The 19731-nt window shown below is 64.4% G+C and carries 25 protein-coding genes; 12 read left to right on the top strand and 13 right to left on the bottom strand.

Annotated elements, in window-relative coordinates; genetic code table 11:
• Positions 1-18: 18 nt before the first annotated feature.
• From RM192_RS04535 to coxB, 8 genes are all read right to left on the bottom strand, one after another.
• Entirely contained in the window at positions 19-585 is a 567-nt protein-coding gene (locus RM192_RS04535; protein WP_311506384.1) for an SURF1 family protein, read from the bottom strand.
• Positions 585-968, bottom strand: coding sequence for a DUF983 domain-containing protein (locus RM192_RS04530; protein ID WP_311506383.1), 384 nt, complete (start codon positions 966-968; stop codon positions 585-587). The genes RM192_RS04535 and RM192_RS04530 overlap by 1 nt, the downstream gene beginning before the upstream one ends.
• Positions 968-1789 carry a cytochrome c oxidase subunit 3 gene (locus tag RM192_RS04525; protein WP_311508565.1) on the bottom strand — a complete coding sequence of 274 codons (822 nt, stop codon included), beginning with the start codon at positions 1787-1789 and terminating at the stop codon, positions 968-970. Before RM192_RS04525 ends, RM192_RS04530 begins: the two co-directional genes overlap by 1 nt.
• Positions 1790-1924: 135 nt before the next feature.
• Positions 1925-2500, bottom strand: coding sequence for a cytochrome c oxidase assembly protein (locus RM192_RS04520; protein WP_311506382.1), 576 nt, complete (start codon positions 2498-2500; stop codon positions 1925-1927).
• A gap of 1 nt (position 2501) precedes the next feature.
• The gene (locus RM192_RS04515) at positions 2502-2657 is read right to left on the bottom strand and encodes a hypothetical protein (RefSeq protein ID WP_311506381.1); all 156 of its coding nucleotides are present in this window, start codon (positions 2655-2657) and stop codon (positions 2502-2504) included.
• Complete coding sequence (locus RM192_RS04510; protein ID WP_311506380.1) at positions 2657-3571, bottom strand: heme o synthase; 915 nt, start codon at positions 3569-3571, stop codon at positions 2657-2659. The genes RM192_RS04515 and RM192_RS04510 overlap by 1 nt, the downstream gene beginning before the upstream one ends.
• A 168-nt stretch (positions 3572-3739) precedes the next feature.
• Positions 3740-5428 carry a cytochrome c oxidase subunit I gene (ctaD, locus tag RM192_RS04505; RefSeq protein ID WP_311506379.1) on the bottom strand — a complete coding sequence of 563 codons (1689 nt, stop codon included), beginning with the start codon at positions 5426-5428 and terminating at the stop codon, positions 3740-3742.
• Between the two features lie 29 nt (positions 5429-5457).
• A complete protein-coding gene (coxB, locus tag RM192_RS04500) occupies positions 5458-6504 on the bottom strand; it encodes a cytochrome c oxidase subunit II (RefSeq protein WP_409233781.1) in 1047 nt (348 codons plus the stop codon).
• 267 nt (positions 6505-6771) lie between these two features.
• On the opposite strand from coxB, the gene pyrE reads away from it, so the two are divergent.
• Genes pyrE through RM192_RS04455 form a run of 9 tightly spaced genes read left to right on the top strand, consistent with a single transcriptional unit; the run spans position 6772 to position 13149 of the window.
• Entirely contained in the window at positions 6772-7356 is a 585-nt protein-coding gene (pyrE, locus tag RM192_RS04495; RefSeq protein ID WP_311506377.1) for an orotate phosphoribosyltransferase, read from the top strand.
• Positions 7356-8111, top strand: coding sequence for a pyridoxine 5'-phosphate synthase (locus RM192_RS04490; RefSeq protein WP_311506376.1), 756 nt, complete (start codon positions 7356-7358; stop codon positions 8109-8111). The genes pyrE and RM192_RS04490 overlap by 1 nt, the downstream gene beginning before the upstream one ends.
• A 52-nt stretch (positions 8112-8163) precedes the next feature.
• Complete coding sequence (gene acpS / locus RM192_RS04485) at positions 8164-8583, top strand: holo-ACP synthase (protein ID WP_311506375.1); 420 nt, start codon at positions 8164-8166, stop codon at positions 8581-8583.
• A complete protein-coding gene (gene lepB / locus RM192_RS04480; protein WP_311506374.1) occupies positions 8580-9491 on the top strand; it encodes a signal peptidase I in 912 nt (303 codons plus the stop codon). Before acpS ends, lepB begins: the two co-directional genes overlap by 4 nt.
• A gap of 5 nt (positions 9492-9496) precedes the next feature.
• Complete coding sequence (locus tag RM192_RS04475) at positions 9497-10561, top strand: AI-2E family transporter (RefSeq protein WP_311506373.1); 1065 nt, start codon at positions 9497-9499, stop codon at positions 10559-10561.
• Between the two features lie 17 nt (positions 10562-10578).
• Entirely contained in the window at positions 10579-11709 is a 1131-nt protein-coding gene (locus tag RM192_RS04470) for a DUF3089 domain-containing protein (protein ID WP_311506372.1), read from the top strand.
• Complete coding sequence (gene ruvX, locus RM192_RS04465) at positions 11706-12173, top strand: Holliday junction resolvase RuvX (RefSeq protein ID WP_311506371.1); 468 nt, start codon at positions 11706-11708, stop codon at positions 12171-12173. The genes RM192_RS04470 and ruvX overlap by 4 nt, the downstream gene beginning before the upstream one ends.
• 53 nt (positions 12174-12226) lie before the next feature.
• The gene (locus tag RM192_RS04460) at positions 12227-12730 is read left to right on the top strand and encodes a PaaI family thioesterase (protein ID WP_409233780.1); all 504 of its coding nucleotides are present in this window, start codon (positions 12227-12229) and stop codon (positions 12728-12730) included.
• Complete coding sequence (locus RM192_RS04455; RefSeq protein WP_311506370.1) at positions 12727-13149, top strand: PaaI family thioesterase; 423 nt, start codon at positions 12727-12729, stop codon at positions 13147-13149. The genes RM192_RS04460 and RM192_RS04455 overlap by 4 nt, the downstream gene beginning before the upstream one ends.
• Here the strand turns inward: RM192_RS04455 and RM192_RS04450 are convergent.
• The 4 genes from RM192_RS04450 to RM192_RS04435 form a co-directional block, all read right to left on the bottom strand.
• Positions 13146-13448: a DUF2794 domain-containing protein gene (locus tag RM192_RS04450; RefSeq protein WP_409233779.1), complete on the bottom strand. Its 303-nt coding sequence runs from the start codon at positions 13446-13448 to the stop codon at positions 13146-13148. The genes RM192_RS04455 and RM192_RS04450 overlap by 4 nt on opposite strands.
• Before the next feature lie 74 nt (positions 13449-13522).
• A complete protein-coding gene (gene epsC / locus RM192_RS04445; protein WP_311506369.1) occupies positions 13523-14245 on the bottom strand; it encodes a serine O-acetyltransferase EpsC in 723 nt (240 codons plus the stop codon).
• 26 nt (positions 14246-14271) lie between these two features.
• Positions 14272-14883 (bottom strand): HdaA/DnaA family protein, encoded by a 612-nt coding sequence (locus RM192_RS04440; protein WP_311506368.1) that lies wholly within the window; start codon positions 14881-14883, stop codon positions 14272-14274.
• Positions 14884-14919: 36 nt separating this feature from the next.
• Positions 14920-16134, bottom strand: a complete 1215-nt coding sequence (locus RM192_RS04435; protein WP_311506367.1) for a heavy-metal-associated domain-containing protein — start codon at positions 16132-16134, stop codon at positions 14920-14922.
• A 164-nt stretch (positions 16135-16298) separates the two neighbouring features.
• On the opposite strand from RM192_RS04435, the gene purM reads away from it, so the two are divergent.
• From purM to RM192_RS04420, 3 genes are read left to right on the top strand one after another with little or no spacing between them, the layout of a single operon-like run.
• Positions 16299-17405 carry a phosphoribosylformylglycinamidine cyclo-ligase gene (purM, locus tag RM192_RS04430; protein ID WP_311506366.1) on the top strand — a complete coding sequence of 369 codons (1107 nt, stop codon included), beginning with the start codon at positions 16299-16301 and terminating at the stop codon, positions 17403-17405.
• Positions 17398-18339 (top strand): phosphoribosylglycinamide formyltransferase, encoded by a 942-nt coding sequence (purN, locus tag RM192_RS04425; RefSeq protein ID WP_311506365.1) that lies wholly within the window; start codon positions 17398-17400, stop codon positions 18337-18339. Before purM ends, purN begins: the two co-directional genes overlap by 8 nt.
• A gap of 7 nt (positions 18340-18346) precedes the next feature.
• Positions 18347-19486, top strand: coding sequence for an MFS transporter (locus RM192_RS04420; RefSeq protein WP_311506364.1), 1140 nt, complete (start codon positions 18347-18349; stop codon positions 19484-19486).
• Here the strand turns inward: RM192_RS04420 and RM192_RS04415 are convergent.
• The gene (locus tag RM192_RS04415) at positions 19483-19728 is read right to left on the bottom strand and encodes a hypothetical protein (protein WP_311506363.1); all 246 of its coding nucleotides are present in this window, start codon (positions 19726-19728) and stop codon (positions 19483-19485) included. The two genes, RM192_RS04420 and RM192_RS04415, sit on opposite strands and share 4 nt — an antisense overlap.
• Between the last annotated feature and the right edge of the window lie 3 nt (positions 19729-19731).

The following is a 19731-nucleotide window of genomic DNA, read 5'->3' as shown; positions in this document are numbered from 1 at the left end:
TGATGGGGGAGGGCGGCGTCAGCGCTCCCGCCAGCGTTTGCGCAGCGCGATGACGTAGATGATCAGCGCGACGGCAGCGAAGAGGAACCACTGGATCGCGTAAGACCAGTGATTGTTCGGGATGTCGTTAGGATCGGGGCGGGCGTTGGCGGTGAGACCAGCCAGCGGGGGATCGGCAATGAGCTTCGGGCCGGGAGCAATCCAGCCCGTGACCTTGCCGCCAGCCCAAGCCACCGTAGCCGGTGTCTGGCCCACACCGAGGACGACTTCGACACTCGCGCCATTGCCAAGGCGGCAGGTGACGATCTGGGCGATACCGGCGTCACCATTGGCGTTGCGCCCGGAGCGTGACGTCGGGTTACTTGCACCGAGGCAATCGAGGGCGGAATGATGGTAGAGTGCTGCTTCAACGCTGTCTGGCTTGGTCGGGAACGGCATTTCCGTCCCCGCCGCTTGCGCCGCTGTATAGCGCGCCAGCATCGCCTCCTTCTCGTGCATCCGGTCAAGCTGCCAAACGCCGAGGCGAATCATCACGCCTACCGCGATCAGGACGATGATTGTCGGGACAATCGGCAGGCGGCGCATCACAGCAGTCCTTGTTTTTCGAGTCGCGCGCGCAGGACGATGGTCTTGGCGAAGCGAAGCGCGCCGATCACGGTTAAGGGTACGACAAGGCCCCAGAGCGGGACCAGCACCCACACGGGCAGTTGCACCGCCTCGTCCAGCTTGAGCGCGGCGAGGATCAGCAGGATCGTGACCGGCAGGACGACGAGGTAGAGGCCCCTGCCCTTGGGTTCGAAGCGCATGAGATCAAGGCCGCATGCGTGGCACCTGTCAGCAATGTTCGCTGAGCCATCCCACAGGCCCTTTGCGCCGCAGCGCGGACACAAACCGAAAAGGGCAGCCTGGGTGATGCCCGGCTGCCCTTTCGTGCTGCGATCGCCTTTGGGGCTTTCGCCGTCTGGCATCAGTGGATCTTGTAGCCCCAACCGCCCCATACATAGATGGCGACGAACAGGAACAGCCACACCACGTCAACGAAGTGCCAGTACCACGCGGCCGCTTCGAAACCGAAGTGCTGGCGCGGGGTGAAGTGGCCCTTGTAGGCGCGAATCAGGCAGACGATCAGGAAGATCGTGCCGACGATCACGTGGAAACCGTGGAAACCGGTCGCCATGTAGAAGGCCGAGCCATAGGTGTTGGTGCCGAAAGCAAACGGCGCGTGCGCGTATTCGTAGGCCTGGATGGCCGAAAACACGAGGCCGAGAATGATCGTCGCCCACAGGCCCTTCTTGAGCCCCTCACGGTCACCATGGATCAGCGCGTGGTGCGCCCAGGTGAGCGTGGTGCCCGAGCAGAGCAGGATCAGCGTGTTGAGCAACGGCAGATCGAACGGGTCCATGACCGCTTCGATCGCCTTGGGCGGCCACTGGCCACCGACCACTTCGGCAATCGTCGAAGGGAACAGCGAGAAATCGAAGAAGGCCCAGAACCAGCCGACGAAGAACATCACTTCCGAAGCGATGAACAGGATCATGCCGTAGCGCTGGTGAAGCTGTACGACCGGCGTGTGATCGCCCGCATGCGCTTCCTTGATGACCTTGCCCCACCACGAGAAGAACGTGACGAGCACGCCCAGCAGGCCGAGCGAGAAGATGGCGGTGCCACCTGCCATCTTGTGCATCCAGAAGACGCCGCCCGTGGCCATGGTCAGCGCCGAGAAAGCGCCGATCACCGGCCAGATGTCAGGCGGCAGAATGTGATAATCGTGGTTCTTTGCGCCGGCCATGATCGTCGAAATCCCCCAGTCAAATCTGGTCATGTAAGCGTGGTTCGGACATGGTGCCCGATACGCAGTTCAAACTGGCCTTTATCGCCGCGCTCGCGCCGGGTCCAGAGGCTTTTCCATCGGTTGTGCAATGGACTACTTCGTAGCCGTTGCCGCACTTTCCGGTGTTTCGTTGAAGGTATAGCTGAGCGTGATCTCTTCGATGTTGCTCGCACCCGGATCATCGAGAATCGCCGGGTCCACATAGTAGATGACCGGCATGCGCACTTCCTGACCCGGGTTAAGCTTCTGCTCGGTGAAGCAGAAGCACTGGATCTTGTTGAAGTATTTGCCGGCCTGCTCGGGCGAGACGTTGAAGCTGGCCGTGCCGGTGACCGCGCGGCCCGACAGGTTGTGGGCATAGTAGGTCGCCAGCTTGCGCTCGCCCACCTTCATGTCCTGCGTCACCTGTTCAGGCCGGAACTGCCACGGCATGCCCGGCGCGACATTGGCATCGAAACGCACCCGGATCATCTTGGCGCCGACCTTCACCGCTGCCGCCTTGGCCGCATCGGCGCGCTGGGTGGTGCCGCCATAGCCCGTGGCCTGACAGAACATGCGGTAGAGCGGGACCGAGGCATAGCCCAGCCCGAGCATGGCGAGCGCGCCCGCCGCTGCAATCAGGCCGACGCGACGGTTCTTGCCGGGATCGGGGACGGCGTGGGCAACCATCTCAGTGCGTGCCCCCCGCCTGCCCTGCGATCTTGACGATGGTGATGGCAAAGAACAGCACGGCGAGAGCGCAGAGGACGAGGCCGAGTACACGATTGCGGCCGCGCTGGCGGGCGCGGTAGAGCGCGGTCTGTTCTTCGTTGAGCGGTTCGTTCATCACTGCCAGCCTTGCACTGTGGCGAGCCGGTCTGCGACCAGCATGCCGAAAAGGACGAAAAGATAGAGGATCGAATAGCCGAACAGCCGCTTTTCAGGGACCATTCCGTCACCCGGCACCGAAGTTCGCACACCGACCTTGACCGAAAGCGCGACGAACACCAGCCCCAGCACCAGCGCCGACCAGCCGTAGATCGCACCAGCGCCGCCAATCCACCACGGCACAAGCGTTAGCGGCAGGAGGAGCACCGCATAGGCCAGGATCTGGCGGCGGGTCGAACGTTCGCCCGCGACGACCGGCATCATCGGTATGCCGACCTTTGCATAATCGGTCTGGACGAACAGGGCGAGTGCCCAGAAGTGCGGCGGCGTCCACATGAAGATGATCAGGAACAACAGGACCGGCATCATGGTGATGTCACCAGTTACGGCCACCCAGCCGATCATCGGTGGAAAGGCCCCTGCGCCGCCACCGATCACGATGTTCTGCGGTGTGCGCGGCTTGAGCCAGACGGTGTAGATCCAGGCGTAATAGAAGATCGAAAAGGCAAGGATCGCGGCGGCCAGCACGCCGACGCCAAGCCCCATGACCATGACCGATCCGCCCGCGAGCGCAAAGCCGAAGTCGCGCGCCGAAGTGCGGTCCATGCGGCCAGCGGGAAGCGGACGTCCGGCTGTGCGCTTCATCCCGGCGTCGATATCGGCTTCCCACCACTGATTGAGCGCAGCAGCGCCGCCTGCACCCACTGCGATGCACAGGATCGCGGTGAAGGCGATGACCGGGTGGATGGTGCCCGGCGCTGCGAGCAAGCCGCACAAGCCGGTGAAGATCACCAGCGACATGACGCGCGGCTTGGTCAGCGCGAAGAAATCGCGCCAGTCAGCGGGGAGCGGAAGAGTTTGGCCTGAGTCCATGATTGGCCGCGCCTATACGCGCGCGCGCGGCGATAGGGAAGCGAAACGGGATGGGCTGCGGGAGGAGATGGAGAAGGGCCTGCGACGTGTCGGCTTCGTGAAATCGAAACTCAACGAAAAAGGCCCCCGGGTTTCCCCGGAGGCCTGTTTTCTGTCCGAACGTCAGTCTCAGTGGTGAGCGCTGTCGTCGATAACCGGAAGGGTCTCGAACTGGTGGAACGGCGGCGGCGAGGACAGGGTCCACTCCAGCGTCGTCGCGCCTTCGCCCCAATAGTTCCCGGCGGCCTTCTTGCCGGCCAGGAACGCGTAGGCGATGTTGATGAAGAAGATTACCATCGAGACGGCCATGATGATGTAGCCGAACGAGGCAACTTCGTTCCACTTGGCATAGGCCAGCGCATAGTCGGGATAACGGCGCGGCATGCCCTGAACCCCGAGGAAGTGCATCGGGAAGAAGATCAGGTTCACGCCGACGAAGAATACCCAGAACTGCAGGTGGCTGAGGAACTCCGAGTGCATGCGGCCGCTCATCTTCGGGAACCAGTAGAAGAACCCGGCGAAGAGCGAAGTCACCGCACCCAGCGACAGCACGTAGTGGAAGTGGGCAACCACGTAATAGGTGTCGTGAAGGTTGTCGTCGACGCCGCCATTGGCAAGCACAACGCCGGTCACGCCGCCGACAGTGAAGAGGAAGATGAAGCCCAGTGCCCAGACCATCGGCGACTTGAACTCGAGACTGCCGCCCCACATCGTTGCGATCCACGAGAAGATCTTGATGCCGGTGGGCACAGCGATGACCATGGTTGCAGCGGTGAAGTACATCTTCGTGTTAACGTCGAGACCGGTGGTGTACATGTGGTGTGCCCACACGATGAACCCGACCACGCCGATTGCGACCATCGCGTAGGCCATGCCGAGGTAGCCGAACACGGGCTTCTTCGAGAAGGTCGAGATGATCTGGCTGATGATGCCGAAGCCCGGCAGAATCATGATGTACACTTCGGGGTGACCGAAGAACCAGAACAGGTGCTGGTAGAGAACCGGATCACCGCCGCCCGACGCATCGAAGAAGGTCGTGCCGAAGTTGCGATCAGTCAGCAGCATGGTGATGGCAGCGGCCAGAACCGGGAGAGCCAGCAGCAGCAGGAACGCGGTAACCAGAACCGACCATACGAACAGCGGCATCTTGTGCAGGGTCATCCCCGGCGCGCGCATGTTGAAGATGGTGGTGATGAAGTTGACCGCACCCAGGATCGAGCCAGCGCCCGAAAGGTGCAGCGAGAAGATCGCGAAGTCGACCGCAGGACCGACAGACCCCGAGGTGGAGAGCGGTGCATAGACCGTCCAGCCCGTACCGGCGCCCTGGCCCGTGCCGCCCGGCATGAATGCCGAGAACATCAGCGAGCAGAACCCGACGAAGGTCAGCCAGAACGACACGTTGTTCATGCGCGGGAAGGCCATGTCCGGCGCGCCGATCATGATCGGAACGAACCAGTTGCCGAAGCCGCCGATGATGGCGGGCATGACCATGAAGAACACCATGATCAGACCGTGCGCGGTGATCAGCACGTTCCACAGGTGGAGTTGCTGGTCGAAGCTGGGGTTGGCGGTGCCCAGCAATTCGGCAAAGTAGCCGAGATACTGGATGCCCGGATACGCGAGTTCGGCGCGCATCATGCCGGACACGGCGCCACCGATGATCCCCGCGAAAATCGCGAAGATCAGGTACAGCGTGCCGATATCCTTGTGGTTGGTGGACATGAACCAGCGAGCAAAGAAGCTCGGCTTGTGATCATGATCGTGGTCGTGCGCATGATCGTGCGCATCGAAACCTTCGTTTGCGGGAATGGTGGCCATCTCGGTCAAACCTTGTCCATGAATTCGCGTCAGGCGGCAGGCGCAGCGGAAGCTTCGGCAGCCGGAGCTTCCGCAGCAGCCGGAACCACTGCGGCTGCCGGAGCTGCGGCAGGTGCCGCCGGGCCGACGGTGCCGCCGGGCTGGGTCTTGACCCACGCTTCGAACTTGTCGCGCGGCAGGGCTTCAACCGCGATCGGCATGTAGCCGTGACGTGCGCCGCACAGTTCGGAGCACTGGCCGTAATAAAGGCCCGGCTCCTTGATGTTCAGGACCTTCTCGTTGATCCGGCCCGGAACAGCGTCGAGCTTGAACCACAGCGAAGGCACCGCGAACGAGTGAATCACGTCCGAACCGATGGTCTGGATGCGGATCGGTTCGCCAGCGGGAACAACCATGCGGTTGTCGACCGCGAGGTGGCCCGGTTCGCCAGCCTTGAGTGCATCTTCTTCCGACAGCATGTTCGAGATGACCTCGAAGCCGCCATTGTCGGGATAGGTATAACCCCAGTACCACTGGTAGCCGGTGACCTTGACGGTCAGCGCGCCCTTGGGAGCGGGTTCATATTGATGCGCAAGCAGGCGGATCGACGGGACCGCGATGACCACGAGGATCAGCACCGGAACCAGCGTCCAGATCACTTCGATCAGCGTGTTATGGCTGGTCTTCGAAGCGACCGGGTTGGCCTTCTTGTTGAACTTGGCCATCACGACCAGCAGCAGGATCAGGATCAGGAACGAGATCGCGACGATCACCGGCATCAGCAGGTAATCGTGCATCCACAGCGCCTGTTCCCCGGTTGCGGAATACTGGTCCTGGAAGGTCCAGCCACCAGCCACCGGTTGGCCCTTGCCGGGCGTCGGCTTCATGGGAACGTAGGAACCCTTGTCAGCAGGCGCGGCTTCGACTGCAGCAGCGACGGGCGCGGCTGATTCGGAAGCGACGACCGCAGGGGCTGCAGCAGCGGCTGGCGCTACGGGCGCGGCAGCGAGTGCCTGCGTTCCGAACGTCAGCGCGGCGGCTACGCCAAGGGTCCTGATTGCTTTGCCCATGGAGCGGGCGGTATCGGCAAGACTCATCGTCGAAGTTTCCGCTTTTCCCTGTTTGCGAGCGCTTTCGCGCTGCGCCAAGAGGGCGCTTTCGCACCCCTCTAAGACCCTCGATTGGACCGGCCTATACGCGCGGTTGTCACAAGCCTCAAGCGGCTGGACGCATATTTTTCGCAAGGGCAGCACGCCCCTTCGGGCAAGGTGCGATGGCGATGTGGGTGCGGGTGTCGAAAATGGTTGCCCCGCACGCGCGCAAGCGTCATTTGCGCGGGAACTCCCCCCGCCTCCAGGTGACAGATGCTCGAAGACGAGATCCTTTCCGAATTCCGCGCCAGCCAGGCCTTGCTCGAAGGGCACTTCCTGCTCTCGTCCGGCCGCCACAGCGCGCATTACCTGCAGTGCGCGCGCGTGCTGATGGACCCGATGCGCGCCTCGCGGCTGGCGGTCGCCATCGCGCAGAAGCTGCCGCGCGATCTGCGCGGGCAAATCCAGAAGGTTGTTGCGCCGGCCATGGGCGGGGTGATCATCGGCCATGAAGTGGGCCGCGCGCTGGGCGTCGAGGCGATGTTCGTCGAGCGGCCGACCGGCACGTTCGAACTGCGGCGGGGTTTTGCGCTCAATCCCGGTGACAAGGTGCTGATGGTCGAGGACGTGGTGACCACCGGCCTTTCCAGCCGCGAGGCGATAGCCGCCATCGAGGAAGCAGGCGGCGAAGTGATCGCCGCGGCATCGCTGATCGACCGGTCGGCAGGCACGGTCGATCTCGGCGTGCCGTTCTTCCCGCTCGTCGCGCTCAACTTCCCGACTTATGCGCCGGACGAATTGCCACCCGAACTGGCGGCAACACCTGCGGTAAAGCCCGGCAGCCGGGCCAAGCCCTGATGAGCGTGCTCCTGCCTGCGCGCCTGCGGCCCGATAGTCTCAGGCTGGGCGTCAACATCGACCATGTTGCGACGATCCGTAATGCGCGCGGCGGGGACCATCCCGATCCGGTGCGCGCGGCCGAGATCGTCGCCAGCGTCGGGGGCGACGGCATTACCGCGCACTTGCGCGAGGACCGCCGTCATATCCGCGACGAGGATCTGGCGCGCATTCAGGCCGCGACCAACCTGCCGCTGAACCTTGAAATGGCTGCGACCGACGAAATGGTCGAGATCGCGCTGCGCCACATGCCCCACGCGGCCTGCATCGTGCCCGAGCGGCGCGAGGAGCGCACGACCGAGGGCGGACTGGACGCAGCGGGGCAGCATAACCGGCTTGCGCCGATCGTATCGCGCCTGACCGACGCCGGCATCCGCGTCAGCCTGTTCATCGCGCCTGAAGCGCGGCAGATCGAGGCGGCGATGAAGCTGGGCGCGCCAGTGGTGGAACTCCACACCGGCGAATATGCGCATGCCGAAGGTGAGCAGGTCGCGATCGAACTGCGGCGCATCGCCGACATGGCAGCGCTGGCGGCGGTCAACGGGATCGAGCCACATGCGGGCCATGGGCTGACCTATGAGAACGTGCAGCCGATTGCGGCGATTCCCCAGTTGGCCGAGCTGAACATCGGACATTACCTGATCGGTGAGGCGATTTTCGTCGGGCTCGAGACGGCGGTGCGGCGGATGCGTGAATTGATGGACGCGGCGCGGTGAATCCCTTCCATCACCTGCGGTGGTCCCCCTCCCCGATGCGGGGAGGTCTTGCGTGATCATCGGAATGGGTTCCGACCTCTGCAACATCGAGCGCATCCAGAAGTCGCTCGACCGGTTCGGTCAGCGCTTTGTCGACCGCGTGTTCACCGAAGTGGAGAAGGCCAAGGCCGAGCGGCGACCGTTCACCAAAGCGGGCACACTGGCCAAGCGCTTTGCTGCCAAGGAAGCCTATTCCAAGGCGGTCGGAACCGGGTTCAAGGCAGGTGTGTTCATGAAGGACATCGGCGTGGTCAACGCAAAGTCGGGCGCACCGACGCTGGCCTTGACCGGCGGTGCGGCGGCACGGCTGGCGGCGATTACGCCAGAGGGCCATGAAGCCGTGGTCCACCTGACGCTTACCGACGATCATCCCTGGGCGCAGGCCTTTGTGGTGATCGAGGCCCGACCTCTTGCCGGAAATGGCGCAGCTTGACCGATCTACCTTCCGAACAGCCCGTTACGCAGGTCAGTCCCCCTCCCCCGCCGCCCGAGAGCGGCGTAAACTGGTGGGCGGAGATTCGCGGGTTGATCGCGATGCTGCTGGCGGTGATGATCTTCCACAGCTTCATCGCCAAGCCGTTCTACATCCCGTCGATCTCGATGATGCCCAATCTGCTGGTGGGCGACCGGCTGGTGGTTTCGAAGTATCCCTACGGCTGGTCGTGGGTCTCGGCCTCGTTCCACGTGATGCCGCGCGGGGACAAGCGCGTGCTGCCGGGAACGCCGCAATATGGCGACATCGTGATTGCAGTGCCGCCTGACCGCGACGAGGACTACATCAAACGAGTGGTCGGCCTGCCGGGGGACCGGATCGCGGTGATCCACGGGCAGATCATCCTCAACGGCAAACTCGTGCCGCAACAGGTTGAACCGCCGGTGCAAATTCCGGTTGATCCCGATCTCAACTGCGATGGCGCGCCGTGCTACGACATGTTCGAGCGCTATCGCACGCGTCTGGCCGACGGGCGCGAGGTCTATGAACTGCCCGCTTTCCGCGAGACGCTGCCGAACGGCGCAAGCTACGTGATCATCGATCACACCGACCAGTTCCTCGACAACTATCCTGAAACCCTGATCCCGGAGGGGCATGTGTTCCTGATGGGCGACAACCGCGACCATTCGGCAGACAGCCGTGCGCCCATCGAGGAAAAGGGTCTTGGCGGTCCGGTGCCGCTGGCCAATGTCGGCGGGCGCGCGGAGTTCATCACTTTCTCTCTGAACGGCAGCGAGAGGCTCAATCCGCTGACCTGGTGGGCGGCCTTGCGTGATGGGCGGGCTTGGAGCAGGCTGCGCCCGGAAATTCGCCGCCAGCCGCAACAGGACGGCGGCACGGAGAAGTGACCGGTATGGACGACCCCGCCCTGCCTGACCCGAACATCGGCCCGGCCGACATTCCTGACGGGCTTGTCAAGCGCGAGGCGAAGAAGGCGGCGGTGTGGCTCGGGGTGGCGGCGCTGTTCGCTCTGGCGGTGTTGCTGGCGCAGCCGATCATGGTGATCATCGGCGGGATCGTGTTTGCGGCGATGATCGATGGCGGACAGCGATTGATCGCGCGGGTCGCGCCATTCCTGCCGCGCGGGGTGCGGATCACGCTGGTGCTGCTGGGCGCGGTTGGATTTCTGGCTTGGCTGGTGACATTCGCTGGCGGGCAGATCGCGGCGCAGGCCGCCCAGTTCCCGGCGGTGCTGGAAACTCAGATCGCCCGGCTCAGCGCTCTGGCGCAGAGCCACGGCATCACGATCAAGGATTTCAACCTTCAACAGGTCGCTGCCCAGGTACTCGGCAGCGTCGGACAGGTGACGCGCGCGCTCGGCGGGATTTTCGGCGGGTTCACCACAGCTTTCCTGATCTTCATTCTGGCGATCTACTTCGTGATCGAACCGGACATCTATCGGCGCGGCTTTGCGTGGATGATGCCCGAAGAGAGCCGCAAGCATTTCGAGGGCACCGCCGTGCGCATGGGCAAGGCGCTGCGGATGCTGCTTTTCGGGCGCCTGATCGGCATGACCGTGGAAGGCGTGGCGACATGGGCGCTGCTGGCATGGTGGGGCGTGCCGATGGCCGCGCTGCTCGGGCTGCTCACCGGGTTGCTGGCGTTCCTGCCCAACATAGGCGCGCCGATTTCCGGGCTGCTGATGGTGCTGGTCGGCTTTTCGGGCGGGACCGAGATGGGGCTGTTCTGCCTTGCCGTCTATGTGGTCGTCCAGACCGTGGACGGCAATATCATCGTGCCGATGGTGGCCAAACGCACCGCCGACCTTGCGCCCGCGCTGGTGCTGGGCGCGCAGCTGGTGTTCGGCCTGCTGTTCGGCATTCTCGGTCTGATGCTGGCCGATCCGATCGTGGCGATGATCAAGATCGCGCTTGAGCGGCAGGCCGAGCGCAACGACGCCAATCGCACCCCGGACTGATCGACAGGACTTCAACAGTGGCTCGCAAGTTCCTCTATTTCATCGTTGTTCTGATCGTTCTGGTGATCGCGGCACTGCTGGTCCTGCGGATCTGGTCGCGCGAACTCACCAATTTCGCCTTCGTGCCCCGCACTGCTTTCGAGCAACTCGATCCGCAGCCCGCCGGCATCTATACCAGCCGCAAGATGTGGGTCTCACGTCCCGACTTCGGTAGTGGCGATCCGGCGCAGTGGGTGCCGGCTGGCCTTGCCGATGCGGACCAGCCCGGCAAAGGCAAGGCAGTGGTGTTCTTCATCCATCCCACATCCTATCTGGCACGGGAGTTCTGGAACGCACCGGTCGACGAGCCCGACAGCGCGCGCCGGGCGGAGTTCTTTGTGCGCGGGATGGCCTCTCCGTTCAACGGGCAGGCGCAAGTCTGGGCGCCGCGTTATCGCCAGGCAGCGTTCGGCGCGTTCCTGACCGACAAGGTGGAAGGCCAGCAGGCGCTCGACGCGGCCTATATCGACGTCAGGCAGGCGTTTGACGCCTTTCTGAAAGCCACGCCCAACGACGCGCCGATCATTCTCGCCGGGCACAGCCAGGGCGCGCTCCACCTGATGCACTTGCTCAAGGACCGTGTCGCAGGGACCCCGCTCGCCGCCCGGATCGTGGCCGCCTATCCGATCGGCTGGCCGATTTCGGTGAGCCATGATCTGCCGGCAATGGGCCTGCCTGCCTGCAACGCGCCGACGCAGAACGGCTGCGTGATGACGTGGGCGAGCTTTGCGGAACCCGCAGACCCTGAAATCCTGATCGACGCCTATCGCTCACGGCCCGGGCTGGATGGACAGCGCAAGGGAACCGACCCGGTTCTTTGCACCAATCCGCTGACCGGGCGCCTCGGCGGCAGTGCGCCCGCCGCTGCCAATCTTGGCACGCTGCGCCCTTCGGAGGATCTGGCCGATGGCACGATCATCGTCGGCGCCGTGCCTGCGCGGTGCGACGACAAGACCGGGCTGCTGATGATCGGTGACGCGCCCGACCTTGGCCCGTTCGTGCTGCCGGGCAACAATTACCACGTCTATGATATTCCGCTGTTCTGGTCGAACTTGCGCGCCGATGTGGCGCAGCGCACTCTCGCCTGGGAAAAGTCGCGGGCGCAATGATCACACTCTCGGTGCTCGACATGCGCGACGCGCTACCCGAAGGCGGAATGCTGCTGGGGCTGGATACGGGAACCAAGACCATCGGCATCGCCATCTGCGATCGCGAGTGGCGCTTTGCCACGGCGGGAACGACGATCCGGCGCGGCAAGTTCATGGCGGACAAGGCAAAACTTCAGGCGATGATCGCAGAACGCGGCATCAAGGGGCTTGTCGTCGGACTGCCGCTCAACATGGACGGCAGCGAAAGCCCGCGCTCGCAAGGCGCGCGGGCGATGGCACGCAACCTTGAGGATATCGGCCTGCCGATTCTGCTGTGGGACGAGCGCTGGACCACCCAGGCCGCCGAACGCATGATGATCGAACAGGACTTCAGCCGCGCCAAGCGCGCCGAACGGATCGATTCGCACGCGGCTGCGCTGATCCTCCAGGGCGCCATCGACGCGCTGGCGGGAAGTGCATTCTAAGCGAGCGCTTAAATTCCTTGAATTTGTCGTGCCGCCCCGGCACTGCTGGGGTCATGGAAAGCACCCCTAACACGGCCGGAGGCCGGCCTGCTATCCCGCAGGATGCGGTATTCGATGCCTCGCTGATCGGCACGTTCGTGATGAACCACGGCCATACCGGTTTTATCGGGATGGCTTTTCGGGACCACGGAGACGACTGGGTCGAACTCGCCCTGCCCTGGCGCGAGGACCTCGTTGGCGATCCTGAAACCGGCGTACTGGCTTCCGGTCCGATCATCAGCCTGCTCGATATGGCTACATCCATGTCCGTCTGGGCCTTGCGCCAAGGCTTTCGCCCGCAAGTGACGCTGGATCTGCGGATTGACTACTTGCGCGCGGCGACACCGGGAAAGACCGTAATAGCGCGCGCCGAATGCTACCAACTCAAGCAGTCGATGGCATTCGTGCGGGGAATTGCCCATGATGGCGACGCGGACGACCCGGTCGCCCACGTGGCGGGGATATTCATTCAGGTCGAGGGGAACGCCTGGGCCCGCAATCCGGGGAGCGCAACATGAGCGACGACGCTCTTGCCCTCTTGTCCGGAAAGCTGCCGCCCTATGCGCGGTCCTTGGGCGTGCGCCTGGATCGGTTGCAGGACGGCGTGCCGGTGCTGGCGATGGATTTCTCGGACCGCACGCTTGGCCGTCCCGGCTATCTCCATGGTGGCGCGATTGCGGGGTTGCTTGAAATGGCGGCGATCATGGCACTGCGTGCGGATCTTGGGGCGGAAGATGCCAATATCCGGACCAAGCCGGTCAACATCTCGGTCGAATATCTGCGCGGCGGAATCATGGTGCCGACATTCGCGCAAGGACAGGTAATCCGCGCGGGGCGGCGCATCGCCAACGTGCGCGCCGAAGCGTGGCAGGACAACCGCGACAAGCCGCTGGCGAGTTGCTGGATGAACTTCCTGCTCAAACCGAAAGAGGCCTAATCCACCACCTTCAACAGGCGTCGTTCCAGCGGCGAGAGCACGCCAGCCAGATCGTGACCGCGCTTGAGCACCTGGCCCGCTTCGCCGAACAGCGCCCACATGCCCTGCTTGCCGCGCAGTGACGGGCGCTTCTCGATTCGGGCGGAAGGGCGCTCGGCAGTGCGCTTGAATGCGGCGAAACTGGCGGCGTCCTTGCCAAAGTCCATCGCGTAATCGCGCCACATGCCCGCGGCGACCATGCGCCCGTAAAGGTCGAGGATGCGCATGAGTTCGGGTCGGTCGAATGCGACCTGAGACACCGGGCGCGCATGGGGAAAGGGCAGGATCGTGCCGGGCGTCCTCGGATCCGGCCCGGGTTCAGGCCCGTTCCCGCTCAGCGGCGGGGCCTTCCGGCGGTGGTTGGCGTGGGCGCGGGCGTCTGGCCACCGTCACTGGTTTGCGCGGCGATCAGGGCAGCAACTTGCGCCTTGAGCGCTGCCACTTCGGTTTCGAGATCGTCGATCCGGCTGCCGCCATTCGGTTCGCACGGCTCCTTGCAGGGAGTGCCGTAGGGGATGAATTCCTTGAGCCACGTTTCGGCAGGGACCAGCGTCGAGCGCGCCTTGAGGCCAACCATCGTGGCGCCTTCAGGCACATCGTCGGTGACCACCGCGTTCGCACCGACGCGTGCGCGCGGGCCGACGGTGATCGGCCCGAGGATCTGCGCACCGGAGCCGATGATGGCATTGTCGCTGAGCGTCGGGTGGCGCTTGCCGGGGACGCCATTGGCGGGGTTGGTGCCACCGAGGGTCACGCACTGGTAGATCGTGACGTTGTCGCCGATCTCGCAGGTTTCACCGATGACGGTGAAACCGTGGTCGATGAACAGGTGTTTGCCGATCTTTGCGCCGGGATGGATGTCGATCGCGGTCAGGAATCGCGAGAAATGGTTCACCGCGCGGGCGAGAAAGAACAGTTCAGCCTCAAACAGCCAGTGCGCGACGCGGTGGAACCCGACCGCCCAGAGGCCCGGATAGAGCAGGATTTCCCAGCGCGAACGCGGCGCGGGATCGCGCGAGCGGATCGAGTCCAGATAGGCGACAAGGCCGTGCAACATGCCCCAATTCTCTCTCTTAAGCAGCGCTAAAGCAAGCGCGGCTGGAATTCCCCTGAACGCTCGGCAAGTGCGTCGCGCACCAGGGATATGGTGACGGGTGATTTACGCTCAAGGGACAGACGGTCAAGAGTTTCAATCAGCAACTCGATTCCGGCATGGCTGCGCTCGATTCGCGGAAGAAGATAAGCGACTGTCTGATCACCCAGAACCAGCCCGCGCCGCGCGGCGTGTTCGGCAATCAGCCCTGCGAGCAGTTCGTCGTCGGGCGCGCCAATCTCGATCAGCAACGCCGCGCCGAGCCGCGAGGCAAGGTCAGGCAGCGTGATCTGCCATGCACCGGCCGCGCGGTTGCTGACCAGCAGCAGCGGGCGACCATTGGCCTGTGCCCGGTTCCAACGGTGGAACACCTCGTCCTCGGGCAAGGCATCGGCACTGTCGACCGCTTCGCCCGCCCCGCTTTCGGCGAACCACCGCGCGAGCAGGCTCTTGCCCGAACGCGGAGGGCCTGTGAGAATTGCGGTGCGGAAAGGCCAGCGATCTGCCGATTGAAGCGCGTCGATCACAGGCACGAGCGACGGCCCGAGGACCACCGTCTCGGCGCCGCGCGCCGTCACCAGCGGAAGTGCGATTTGCGACATGGTGCCGGTTATACGCTGAAAACGCGGATTTTGCGCTTACTTGCGGATCGACAGCACGCCGGACCCGGCGTTTACGCGCCAGCCCTGCGCGCGCAGGGCCGCGGCGAGCGCGTCGATCTCACCCGCATAGGTCACGCGCATCACCGAAGTTCCGCCTATGGCAATCGAGGTGGATACCGCGCTGCGCACCCCGGAAATGCTCCGCAAAGCCGCCATGCCTGCGTCGACCGCTGCCGCATCAGCAGTGGCGAACTGCACGGTCACATTGGAGGTGACCGCAGCCGTGGTGGGCGCCGCACTGGCTTCGGCCTGAGGGCCGGTCGTCGTGGTCGTGGCGGCGCGCGCGGGTGCCTGCGTGGCGATGATCTGTTCGATCAGCTTGGCATCGACGTCGGGCACCATGCTGAGCGTCGGGTCGGGGCGCAACTGGCCGTCGGCGAGCGCCTGGGTGTAGATCCGGTCTAGCCTGCCGATGGCCTCTTCGAGCATGCGCGGCAGGTCAGCCTCGCTCTTTGCGTCGAGCGTAAAGCTCCCGAGAAAGCGGTTGTCCGGACCGTATCGCGCGGTGAACGTGCCGTGGACGGGGCCGCCGGGATAGGCCCGCTCCAGCCGGGCCAGCGGCATGATCACGTCTGCCGAGCCAAATTCATCGAGAATCAGCCGCCACCAGTTGCGACTGCGGCGATCGAGCTGGCCTGCAGTGAGCAGCAGCGAATCGGAGCCGGAGCCTGCGGGGCGCACATAATCGACCGCGCTGTTGCCGGTGCGGTATTCGGCCCAGGCCTTCTGCCAAGGGGTGCGGGTCTCGAATACGGTGGCGACGCCGCCCTGATAGAGCACGGGGATCACCAGCACCGGAGCCGAGCGCGCCCGTGCGCCGACCATGCCGAGTCGCTCACCGGTCCGTGCGCGGTCGAAAATCACGCCGAGGGTGGCGATGTAGCGGCGCGGGCCGATCTGTTCGTTTTCGACGACGATGGCCGAAACCATCGAATCGAGCGTGGCATCGTCCAGCCCCGGAGCCGCGCCGCCGCTGCCGTTGCTGGCCCAGAGCTTTTCCCAGCCCTTGCGCTGTGCTTCGCGCCAGCCGTTGCTGCGCGCGTCTTCGGCATTATCGCCGCTGACGTTGACCGCGATCCCACGCACTTCGAAATCGCCGTTGCTGGCGATGGGCGGAATTCCGCGATCCCCTTCGATCTGGGCGACGAGCGCGGCGCCCCCAAGCCCTGCGAGCAGGGCCAGCCCGATCATCAGGGCTTTACGGTTTCTGGCACTTTCAAAAGGCAGGCGCAGCGCGACCAAGGGAACTCCGAATACAAATGCACCGCGCTTTTTGGGGACAAGGCGGGTTGCCCGAGCGCTTTTGCCCAAAGGCAAGTGGAAATCCAAGCAGGAAAGCGCTAGGCGCGCGTTCCATGAGCGATCAGGATCAAAAGCCGCAGAGCTACAGCTACGCCCAGGCCGGCGTGAACATTGCCGCAGGCAACGCATTGGTCAAGGCCATCGGCCCGCTGGCCAAGTCTACCGCACGCCCCGGCGCGGACGCGGAACTCGGCGGTTTCGGCGGGTTCTTCGACTTGCGCGCGGCAGGCTACAAGGACCCGTTGCTGGTGGCGGGCAACGACGGCGTAGGCACCAAGGTCAAGCTGGCGATCGACCATGACCGCCATGACGCAATTGGCATCGATCTGGTGGCAATGTGCGTGAACGACCTTATCGTGCAAGGCGCAGAGCCGCTGTTCTTCCTCGATTACTTCGCCACCGGTCGCCTCGACAACGGAGTCGCCGAGCGGGTCGTGGCAGGCATTGCCGAGGGCTGCAGGATCGCCGGATGCGCGCTGATCGGCGGCGAAACCGCGGAAATGCCGGGCATGTATGCCGATGGCGACTACGACCTTGCGGGCTTCTGCGTTGGCGCGGTGGAGCGCGGCGAGCAGCTTACCGGTGACCGCGTGGCCGCTGGCGACGTGCTGCTGGGCCTCGCCTCATCGGGCGTGCATTCGAACGGCTATTCGCTGGTACGGCGCCTTGCCGCCGACAAGGGCTGGAAGCTGGACCGCCCCGCGCTGTTCGACAACGAGCGCCTGCTGATCGACTACCTGATCGAGCCGACTCGGATATATGTGAAGACGCTGCTGCCGTTCATCCGGGCCGGGCGCATTCACGCACTGGCCCACATCACCGGCGGCGGGCTGCTCGAAAACGTGCCGCGCGTGCTGCCCAAGGGCCTTCATGCGCGGATCGATGCCGATAGCTGGGAGCAGAGCCGCTTGATGGCGTTCCTGCAGGCGCAGGGCAATATCGAGCCCGAGGAAATGGCGCGCACGTTCAATTGCGGCGTGGGCATGGTGCTGGCCGTGGCTCCGGACGAGGCCCAAGCGCTCGCCGCAGACCTTTCCGCAGCGGGCGAGACGGTTTTCCGCATCGGCGAAATCGTCAGCGGCGAAAAGGGCTGCACTGTGACAGGCAGCGTCGATACGTGGTCGGCGCGCGAGCCTTGGGAAGCCGTGCATCTTGGCTGACCGCACGCCTGTCGCCGTATTCATATCGGGCAGCGGGACCAATATGGCCGCGCTGCTCTATGCAAGCCGTGCGGCGGACTGCCCTTACGAAGTTGTGTTGGTGCTTTCCAACAACCCGGACGCCTCGGGATTGAAGCTGGCCGAGGCAGAGGGCGTTGCTACCTTCTGCCTGCCCCACCAAGGCATTCCCCGCGCCGAGCATGACGCGCTGATGGAAGCGCAAGTGCTGGCGTCGGGCGCACAAGTTATCGCGCTGGCCGGATACATGCGCATACTCAGCCCCGAATTCACCGGGCGCTGGGAGGGGCGGATGCTCAACATCCATCCCTCGTTGCTGCCCAAGTACAAGGGCCTTCACACGCACGACCGCGCCATCGAGGCGGGTGATTCGCATGGCGGGTGCAGCGTGCATCTGGTCACCGCCGAACTCGATGACGGGCCGATCCTGGGCCAGACGCCCGTGGCGATCATTCCAGGCGATACCGGCGACACGCTGGCGGGCCGCGTGCTGTTTGCCGAGCATCAGCTCTATTCGCGTGTGCTGGCCAAGTTCGTGGCGCGTGGCAGCGATCCCGTCTGGTTGCTGGACAAGTGCCGCGCGCTCGCCGCCGCCCTGCCGCAAGTCGAGGAGCGCGAAAGCCACGGCGCGCCCGGCTGGCGCGTGGGTGGCAAATATTTCGCCTATTTCAACGACCAGCACCACGGCACCGATCATATCGCCGTGCTGGTAAAGACCAGCGGACCGGACGAACTGGCTGCGCTGGTCGAGCAAGACCCCGATGTCTGGTTCCGCCCGGCCTATTACGGCGCGAGCGGCTGGGCCGGGCTGATTCTCAATCGCGCCGATGTCGATTGGGAGCACGTTGCAGACTGGTTGCGCCGCAGCTGGACCGCAGTGGCTCCGCGCCGCCTTGCCGCAATGATGGAATTCTGACCCAGCCATGGCGATCACGACCATCCGCCGGATCTACGCGCACACTGCACTGCAATCGTTTGTTGAGGCGAGTGGCGGCTTGTTCGTCGCGGGCTTTCTCGTGCGGCAAGGGCTGTCTCCGTCGCTCGCGCTGGTAAGCACGGCGCTCGTTCTGCTGTCGCGCTTCGCCTTGCGCGGGGCGGTCCTGCCGCTGGCACACGCCTATGGCCTTCGCAGCGTGGTGCTGATGGGCGTGGCCGTTCGCGCGGTGAGCTTTGTGATGTTGCCGATGGTGAGCGGACTGGGGGCGATGCTGGTCGGCTATATCCTCGTCTCGGGGCTGGGCAGCGTGCTCTATTGGACAGGCTATCACGCCTATGTTTCGGCGGCGGGCGACGATGCCGCGATGGGGCGGCAGGTCAGTATCCAGCAGGCGACAACCGCGACGGTCGGGATCATCGCGCCGGTCGCGGGCGGGTTCCTGCTGGCGGGAGCCGGGCCGGGCGTGGCGTTTGCCGTGATTGCCGGGTTGCAACTGTTAGCCGGACTGCCCTTCATCGGCGCGGCCAATCCGGTGATCGATCCTGGCGCCATGGCTGATCCGGCCATCGTCCACTTCGGCAGGCGGCTCTATTTTGCCGAGGGCTTGCAGGCGGGCTGCGCGGTGATCGTGTGGAATCTCGCGCTGTTCGTGACGCTGGGGCAGAGCTTCGAGAATTTTGGCGGCGCGCTGGCGCTGGCGGGCGTGGGGGCTGCGGCGGGCAGCATCGTCATCGGCAAGCTGATCGACGGCGGGCGCGGCACGCATTCACTGGCGCTGGCCTATGGGCTGGGCGCGTCGGTGCTCGTGTTCAAGGCGTTGGCGTGGGCCTCACCGCTGCCCGCGCTTGTGGCCACGGCGCTCGGCGCGTTGGCCACACCGATGCTGGCCACCGCGATGCTCTCGCCGCTCTATGCCATGGCCAAGCAATCGCGCAGCACGCTGCGCTTCAATATGGCAACCGAGGGCGGCTGGGACCTTGGCTGTTCGTGCGCGTGTCTGGCCGCGGCGGCAGTGCTCGCGGCTGGTCTCGGCTATTCGTTGCCGATCCTGCTCGGCCTTGGCGGCATCGCGGCCATCGCGCGGGGCCTGACCGGGTGGTACAGGCAGGCCGCAGCTGCGGTTTAGATCTGCGTGAATTCCACTTCGGGGCGGCTTTCGCGGGTGCCGCGATAGCGCACCGAGGGATCGCTGGCGTCGGCGGCGATCACCACGTAATCGTCATGCACTTCGACCAGTTCGCCCGCAAATGGCATGCCTTCGAACATCGGGTCACCGGTTATCCGGTAGCTGACGGGGTCACCGACCTTGAAGGTGCTTGCGTCAAAATTGAACGCGAAGGGGCAATCATCCCCACCCATTCCCTGCATAAA

The organism is Novosphingobium sp. MMS21-SN21R (assembly GCF_031846015.1).
Lineage (GTDB): Bacteria > Pseudomonadota > Alphaproteobacteria > Sphingomonadales > Sphingomonadaceae > Novosphingobium.
This window is presented reverse-complemented; position numbering and strand designations above follow the sequence as displayed.